General features: G+C 35.8%; 1 protein-coding gene. It reads right to left on the bottom strand.

Annotated features, from left to right (window positions below; translation table 11 throughout):
* Positions 1-20 precede the first annotated feature (20 nt).
* The gene (locus tag K332_RS0107825; RefSeq protein WP_026906946.1) at positions 21-9,692 is read right to left on the bottom strand and encodes a non-ribosomal peptide synthetase; all 9,672 of its coding nucleotides are present in this window, start codon (positions 9,690-9,692) and stop codon (positions 21-23) included.

Raw genomic sequence — 9,692 nt, forward strand, 5'->3', positions numbered from 1 at the left:
GGTTATCTTTATGTCCAAGTTTAGGTAAGAGAAAGCTTTCTAAGAGAATAAATATAGTTCTGAATCACTTCTCTTATTTCTTCCTTATGTTGCTCTTCACAAAATAACTGTATTTTTAGTTCATCTTCTAACAATGTTAGTGTAATTTCTGTAGATAACTCCGTAGAGTGGGATAGAGTCTCTGTGCCACCGCCAAGTTCTTCACTCTCCCCCTTTGAATCATAAATAGATAGATAGTTAAATATAGGAACGTGAATCGTGTCGCTATAGACACCTTTTAATGCTTTAGAAATCTTTTTATACTGTTTTTTTAGCTCTGAATCTACTAGAAGTGTTGAGAAGTTAACATTTTTTTCATTCGCCAAGCTAATCAGTTTGCGCACTTTAGTTAAATCAAACTCCTCATCTTTTCTCAGGACTAAAGGCAATACGTCGAGAAACTCCCCAATCGTATTAAAATAATTATTATTTTTATACTTTCTATCTTGATACATCATGACAAATGGAATAGATACCAAATCAAAATTATTTTCTAAAATCTTTTGGAAGATAGTCATGGAAACATCCCAAGACATCTCTTTTATTTGTTCATAGAGATCATCCGTAAGTCCTATCGATATACTGGTATTGCTGAAGGATTTATGTTGGAAAACTTGATTAAATTTCTCCATGCTCTTTCTGAAATGAACTAGATTAAATGTTTCTATCAGTTCATCCTCCGATACTTCCTTTGGTCCCGATTGTAGCAAATCAACATAGGTAGCATAGCTTGATTCAATCTGCTCAGGGAATATTCCATTATTAGCATAGGCTTGTCTAATATTAGCTTTGATTATTTCCATACTCATTCCATCAAAGATTAGATGATTGAATGGCATATAAATCTTGTAATTCTCATGATTCAATTTAAGAATGATCACCTTATACAGCAACTGATGGAATACATGATTCTTGTTTTTCAGGTTCTCCTGGAATAGCTCATTAACAATATAATCAATCACCTGATTCCTTATGTGCGCATCCGTATTTTTTAGGTCTACATAAGGGATATCCAAATCATTTACTGGTCCATGTTCTTCCATCTTCATTTCTTTATTCGCCATGAACACCGTACTTCTTAGCAAGGATTGTTTATTAATGACACTGTTAATGCTTTTTTTCAGCACCTCGACATTCACTTCATGATTAAACTCCATAATCGCACCACTATAGGTTCGGTTTGTATCCCAGGTGATTTTTTGAATCGCTGATGTTGAATAGGCTTTCGTTTTCTCAGAATTTAAAATGGTTGTGTTAAATTGATCCATCTGTTCTGACAGTGTATTCTTTATTTCAGCAAAATCGGTATAAACAAGTTCCACATAGTCGTCCTTTTGTGGATTACTTAACAACTTCGGTTCGATACAGTTAGTATAGATGGATCGTATTGTTTCATAGTAGAAGATATCTTTAATAGATAGGCTTATGCCAACCTTGTTTAATTCTTTATATATCTTAGCTACTCGTAAGGAGTCTAGTCCCAGGTCAAATAAATTATCCGTCACACCAATCTGCTTTAATCCGAGTACTTTTTTACAAATATCCACCATCAATTGTTCCACAGTATGGAGTTCCTCATCGCTTGCAGCATTTGTTCCGATGCTAGTTTCTATAGTTGGAAGTCTGTCTCTATCTACTTTTCCATTAATAGTTAATGGAATAGAATCCAATCTAACAAAATAGGATGGAATCATATAGCTTGGAAGTGTGCGCTTTAATGTTTCTCTTAACGTATTTACTAGTATTTCATTCTCTGAAACATAATAGGCACAGACATACTTCATGCCATTTATCTCTTTATCTATCATCGCCACCTGAGATATGGATGCAATCTCTAGCATTTGTTGCTCAATTTCACTCATTTCAATTCGATGACCGCGGATTTTAACCTGTTGATCCATCCTTCCAACGTAGTCAATCATTCCGTTTGGCAGCCATCTAGCAATATCTCCAGTCTTATAGAGCATTTCACCTTTTTGGTATGGATGTTCAACAAATTTCTCTTTGGATAACTGCTCATTACCAAGATACCCTCTAGCTATCCCTTTTCCGGATATACATAATTCACCTTCTACACCAATAGGAACTAGCTTTAGATTCGTATCCATGATCAAAACATGATGGTTCGTTATTGGTTTGCCAATAGGTATTTTCCCCTCAACATTGTCTGGTATTTTATAATAGGTTGTACAAACCGTATCCTCGGTCGGCCCATATGCATTGATAACTTCCATCCGACCTAATAAATGTTGAATCATAGTTGCTTTTACTTCACTACCCGCTACAATGACACGTTTAAGCGCTTGATCCCCTTCCAGTTCGGCTGCAACAAAGGGAGGTACAGTGACGGTCGTTATCTTATTCTTTCTAATATAGTCATTCAATAAATCCGGGCTAAGAATGACATCTTTTGTTGGAATATAGAGCGTATTGCCAAGCAAGATAGACATCGTAAGTTCCCAGGAAAAAGCATCGAAAGCTATACTGGCAAATTGTAAAATATGTTCATTTCCATGAATTCCAAGTCCCTCTTTAAACCAGTTTGCCAAATTAATAACACCTTTTTGTTCCAGCATGACACCCTTTGGCTTTCCAGTCGTACCCGATGTATAGATAACATAGGCTAAGCTGTTCAAATTCGTTTCATTATCTAGCTGTTCCACCTCATTCTGATACAACGCTTCGTCCTCTAAAAATACGAACTCAATCGTCGTAAGCTCTAACTCTTGGATGGATTCCCTAGTCGTTAATAAAAACTGTGCTTGACTATCGCGAAGCATATAGTTGATCCGCTCTTCAGGATATTCCGTATCAATAGGTAAATAGGCTGCGCCTGCTTTTACTATGGCAAGCATCCCAATTATCATTTCAAATGACCTGTCTACCATTATCGAGACCACTCTTTCCGGTCCTACTCCCTTATCTCTCAGCATGCTAGCAAGTGACAATACTTTTCTATTTAGCTCGCCATAGCTCATGGATTGGTTATGGAAAACAATCGCTTCTTTATCCGCATTTTCTGTTACTTGGTAGTCAAATAACGCTTGCATAGTAAACTTTTCATCTAGTGGAACATTCGTGTTGTTAACGTTTTCGATTAGTATCTTTCTTTCCTTTTCTCCTACTAACTCTAACTCATTTATCGAAATATCTGGGTTTGCCATAAGCTGATCTACTATACCAACAAAATGATCCTTTACCCGTACAGCCGCTTCTCGATCATAAACACCGTCATTATAGTCAAATACAATCGTAAGTGCTTCACCAGATAATACTTTTAAATTAAAGCTGTAGTTCGTCTCTTCCACTGCCTTTGACTCGCCAAGCTGAAATCCTGACCTGGCAAGAATTCCATGATTAATTGCCTCAAGATCCAATGGATAATTTTCAAATACCATCAGTGAATTAATTAATCCAGATTTTATTTCAGTATTTTTTTGAATATCAGCTATCGAGACATAGCGATAGGCCTCATTCTCATCAAAATCAGCTTTAATTTTCGTAATCATATCATGATAAGTTTCACCTGCGGTTGTCTGGACCCGTAATGGTATCGTATGGATAAACAAACCTACCATCTTATTCATTTGCTCCATTGCCGTGGTTCTCCCAGAATCAATGAACCCGAAAACGACATCTTGCACATTATTATAGCGCTGTAGTAAGATGGCCCAAATGCTTTGTAAAATAGTATTCACGGTGACGTTATTTTCCATTGCAAATTTTTTTAGCTGATTCGTTCTCTTACCCAGATTTAGAACGAGCTCTTGCGCTCTTCCAGGATTGATAGTAGCTTTTTTAAAAGGAATGTCCACATAGTGATTGTAACCTTCTAAATAATTTGACCAAAATTGCAATGCCCGTTCCTTATCCTGTTGCTTTAGCCAATCAAGATAGCATTTAAATGGAACTGGCTTTTCAGATAATGGGTCTGTACCAATCATACAATGGTTATAAATCTGAAATAGCTCCTGACTAATAATACCGAAGGACCACCCATCTAGAATAATATGATGGTTACTTAAGATTAAACGATACTCCTCTTTAGCAAGCTTTACGATAAAAAGTCTAATTAAGCTATCCTGCGATAAATCAAAACCTCTCACTCTATCTTCTTTAATCAATTGCTGAACATAATGCTGTTGATTTCCATTCATATCGCTTATATCTTGATAATGGATTTCAGGCTTTCTCTTCTTATAAACTACTTGCATATTATCCCTAAAATTACTGCTATCGAAACCTGTTCGTAAGCTATCATGACGAGATACTAGCTCTTGAAAGCTTCTCTTAAAGCAGTCAACATCAATATCACCTATAATGGTAAGCAACATGCTTACATGATACGCTTCTCCACTATCTGATAACGAATGGAAAATCAAACCTTCTTGCATTGGTGTGAGCGGATAAATACTTTTTATATTATCCATGACATGTTGATATGGTTCTAATTCCTTTAATGATATCGCCTCATCTGTAATATCCGAAACCGTAATTTCTACGTTTTCCCTCGATACACAATGGGAAATAATCAATTTGATTTGATCCATGTAGTCTTGTAACAACTGTTCCATCGATTCATCATGAAACTCTTCCCTACTATAGTTTAGGGTTAGATTAAATTCGCCATTTAAGACATAGCCCACAAAATCCAATGGATACAATCGTATACTATTCCTACTAATGGATTCACCGCCTTTAATTTCAGATAATGTAAAGTTTTCACCAGATATTTCCTGATCAAATTGTCCTAAATAATTAAAGCTAACCTCGGGTTGCATTGCTTCCTTTAACTCATACTTGGATAAGTACTTTAGGATTCCATAACCTATCCCTTTATTAGGTATTCTTCGTAATGTATCCTTGGTCCCAGCAATGACCTCTTCCAGTTGGTCATACTTATTTAAGACCACTGGATACTGACTGGTGAACCATCCTACTGTTCTAGTAATATCTACCTCGTCCAAAAGTTGCTCCCTACCATGTGATTCTAAATTTAATAATAGTTTGTCCGATTGGTTAAACGTTCCTAGAGTAAGGACTAAAGCAGCTAGTAAAATATCATTTATTTCCGTAGAATAGGCCCTATTTACTTTTGTTAAAAGATCATGAGTGAAATCACGATCTAATACGACAGTTTTATGACTTATTGTATGACCACTTGGGCTTTGGGTCTCTTTGTTTCGTTTCACCCTTTTCATATCATGGCCATGCAACCCCCGCCAATATTCTAGTTCTTTCCTCATGGGATAACTAGTTGCAAATTTGTTTTGTTCAAGAGCCCATTCTTTAAATGATGTGGTTTTTGGTGGTAGCACGGTTTCTTTTTGATGTTTTAGCCCACTATATATAGCATCAAAGTCTTCAACGATAATTCTCCAAGATACGGTATCAACAAGTAAGTGGTGAATCACGATTAGTAGATGGTCACCTTTGTCCGTTTTAAATAATCCCAATTTAACTAAAGGACCCTTCTCCAAATCCATGCTTGACTGTAAATCCGTACTTAGGTTATAGATTTCATCATTGGAAACCTCTCTACCAGTTAAATCATAAACAACTAAATCATAGTGCTTTTCTGTTCGTTCATTTAATTGTTGCTTCTTGTCTATAAAGACAGCTCTTAGTATGTCATGATGTTTTACGATGGTGTCAAAAGCTATCTGTACCCACTGTTGGTTAAAACCTTCTTTACTATAAAGCATCAGCTCTTGGTTAAAATGATTTTTCACTAATTTTTCCTGATTAAAAAACCATTTCTGAATTGGTGTTAACTCAACTTCACCTTTCACTTCATCTTGAGCGATTATCTTATTATCTTTTTTAACATATTCTATGAGTTCTTTAATGGTGGGATTTGCTGCTAATCTTTTTAGCTCCATAGAATAACCTTCATTCCTCATACGAGCTATTATTTGTATTCCTTTGATAGAATCTCCACCAAGACTATAGAACGTTTCATCGGTTCCAATGTTCTTAACACCCAATACACTTTCCCAAATCGAAGCAATGACTATTTCCGCCTCTTCTAGTGGGGCATTATCGTTTTTCACTGTATTCGTTAATCTTTTAGGTATTGGCAACTTTTTCTTATCTAACTTTCCGTTAGGACTAAGTGGTAACGCGGTCATTTTTATGAACCAAGCAGGTATCATGTATTCTGGTAAATATCTTTTAAGTTCACTTTTAATGTCATCTTCACGGTAATCCTTTTCCAGACTAAAATAGGCACACAGATACTTATCGCCTTGTTCTTCTCTGCATACGACTGCTGCTTCCTTTACACCCTTAAGTTTCATGAGCGTATTTTCTATCTCTCCTGGTTCAATTCGGAAGCCTCTTATTTTTACTTGTTGATCCATCCTTCCTAAGAATTCAATATTCCCATCCGGCAACCATCTTGCCTTGTCTCCGGTTCGATACATCTTCTGTCCAGGTATATACGGATTGTCAACGAATTTCTCAATATTTAATTCTTCCCTATTACGATAACCTCTTGCTAATCCATCACCCGAAAAACAAAGTTCTCCTTCCATACCAATCGGGACTATTCGGGAGTTACTATCCAAAATATATGCTGTCGTATTGGATATGGGTTTGCCTATTGGAACCAACTTTGATTCATCTACGATGGAATGAATAGGATAAATGGTAGAATATGTTGTATTTTCAGTTGGTCCGTACGCATTTAATAGCATGAGATCAGGTACTTCTTTTTTAATCCTATTTACATATTTAGGATGCAATACTTCACCACCAGTGATTAAAGTGGTTAGCCCATTAAAAATACTTGGATTCACTTCACACATTTTATGGAACAGTGCAGTAGTCAAAAACATAACCGTAATCTCGTTGGATTTCAGATAATTTTCCAAAAGAGAATGGTCAAGTATTGTATCTTGTTTGCTGATATGTAAGGATGCTCCATTCAGGAGGGTACCCCAGAATTCAAATATCGATGCATCAAACGTAATGGATCCAGTCTGTAATAGCCGATCATTTTCTGTTATATCGAGATAATTCGTTTCTTTCACCAACCTGGCAATACCTTTCTGGCGTAATTCTACCCCTTTTGGTTTACCAGTTGTTCCAGAAGTATAAATGACATAAGCTAGACTATTTGCATGATTTGTTTGGTTAGGATTACTTCTTTTAGCGCTATACGCACCCTTCTGTAAAATATTCAAACACTTCAAACCATCTCTACTAAAGCTTGGATTATTTGTATCGGTCAAAATTATTTGGACATCACAATCATTTAACATATATTGTATTCTGTCCTCGGGGTAGTCTGGATCAATCGGTAGATATGCCCCTCCAGCTTTTAGAATTGCCAACATACCTATTATCATCTCTAAGGAACGCTCCACCATCATGCCAATAATATGGTTCTCTTCAACCCCTTGTTCTATCAATGAATGCGCTAATCTATTAGCCTTGTGATTTAGTTCCTTATACGTTAAACGTTCATTTTGATAAACAACTGCCGTATGATTTGGTGTCTTCTTGACCTGTTCTTGAAACAGTTCTGCCAACGTTCTATTATCGGGATATGGGGTCTTTGTTTGATTGAAAGAAAATAAAATCGTATTCTTTTCTCCTGGATCAATTAAATCGATTTCTTGTACTTTTACCAAACTTTTTTGAATTACTTGATCCACAATCCATTCAAAAGCGTTTTTAATTTTCAAGACATTTTCTGTGGAGTACACCTTTTCGTTGTATAAAAACTTAATTTCTATTGCTTCTTTCGGAGTTACCACGACGGTGAAGTTATAGTTTGTTTCATCCATGCCCGTGTCATGAAATATTGATTTTCCACCATCAAGTAGCTTTAAATCATTTTTTCGTTGAATAACTTCGATTAATTCGGACTCATCCAGTGGAAAGTTTTCGAATACAAAGAGACTATTTATTAGTTCGTTTTTGAGCTCACTTGTATTCTGGATCTCAGCTAGACTTAAATACTCATAGCGATGGTTTTTAATAATTCCCCTGCTCACCGTCTGAAGGAGTTCTGTAAACGAAGTATCATTTGTTATCCGAACTCTTAATGGAACAGTATTAATAAATAGTCCAAGGATGCTTTCAACCCCCACTATTTCTGCATTTCTACCGGACACAACATAGCCATACACGATATCTTCACTAGTCGCATACTTTTGAAGTAGAATCGCCCATACACTTTGCATCACCGTATTTAAGCTTACTTTATTTTTCCGGGCTAATTCTTCAATGAATTTTGTTTGCTTCCTATCTAGTTTCCAACTTAATTCATGGTTAACAATCTCATTATTTTTATTTTCTTCTGTAAACGGGAGATGAACAGCGGATGTAAGCCCGTTTAAATAATCTCGCCAATACGCTTGTGCCTGTTCTTTGTCTTTCGTTTTTAACCAAGTGATATAATCACTATATGGTCTTATATCCTTCAAATTAGCAGGATATCCATGCTTTAATTCGTGGTAAATCTTAAACAACTCGCTTACTATTATGCTGATACACCAGCCATCCATCAAAATATGATGGGCATTAAAAATGATACAATAACGATTATCCATCATTTTCACTAATACTAGTTTTATTAGGTTATCACGGCTTACGTCGAATTGTTTTTTCTTCTGTTGTTGTAGGAAGGTATCTAGATATTCTTCTTTATTCACCTGTAGATTGGAAATATCTAAATAGCTAAAATCAGCTTGTCTACTTTTAAAAACAACCTGTAAATTTTGCTTGAACGACATGTAATCAAAAACAGTTCGTAAGCTATCATGTCTGTCTATTATTAGATGGAATGCTTTTTCTAATAGTTTCTCATCTAATGAACCTTCTAATTGAATAGAAGAGACTATATTGTAAGGATCGTCTTCCTCCATTAACGCATGATACAAAATTCCTTCCTGCATCGGTACTAGTGGATAGATCTTTTGTATATTTCCTAAATCATCCCCATACGATTTCAATTCCTCAAATGAGATATCCTCTTCTGTTAGATCTGTAATCGTTCTATTCTTGCCTTCTATTTTCTGACAGTGTTCCATGATGGCAAGGAGAGAGACCCGGAAATACTTTGACAACCCTTCCATTGTTTCATCATTAAATGCTTCATTATGATAGGTTATGAGAACTTTCAAACTACCATCTCTCATCTCCCCTATAATGGTTAATGGATAAAGACTCGGATTGGATTCCATCTTCACTGTCTTAAATATCTTTTTTGTTTCAGCTAGCTCTTCCTGACTATAATAGTTGAATAGGATCTCCGGTTTTAATGTGACATTCGATCTTGCCTTAATTAAACCATAAGACAAACCATTGTCTGGTATTTTTCTTAGCGTATCCTTTGTATATTTGATGGTGTCCGAAATATCCTGATACGTTTTTAATAGTACTGGAAATGTAGATGTGAAATTCGCAACCGTTCTACTAACATCCATATTTTTTATCCAATTTCTATTATTCGCTTCTAAGCTGATTAATGTATTTTCTTCATTTGTCCAATCACTGATTGTCATCGTTAGAGCAGCTAATAATAGCTCTCTAGTTTCCGTATTATAAACGTTATTCACGTTTTCCAGCACATCAGTTTCCTGTTTACTAAGTTCAAAAACCTGCTGCGAGTGATGTGATGGTGAGTCGATTTGAACTTTCAT

Source organism: Paucisalibacillus globulus DSM 18846, from assembly GCF_000482485.1.
GTDB lineage: Bacteria > Bacillota > Bacilli > Bacillales > Amphibacillaceae > Ornithinibacillus > Ornithinibacillus globulus.

What these genes read in the sequence shown, in the direction of transcription:
- K332_RS0107825 (WP_026906946.1), bottom strand. Translation starts at nt 9,692, where the DNA reads ATGAAAGTTCAAATCGACTCACCATCACATCACTCGCAGCAGGTTTTT.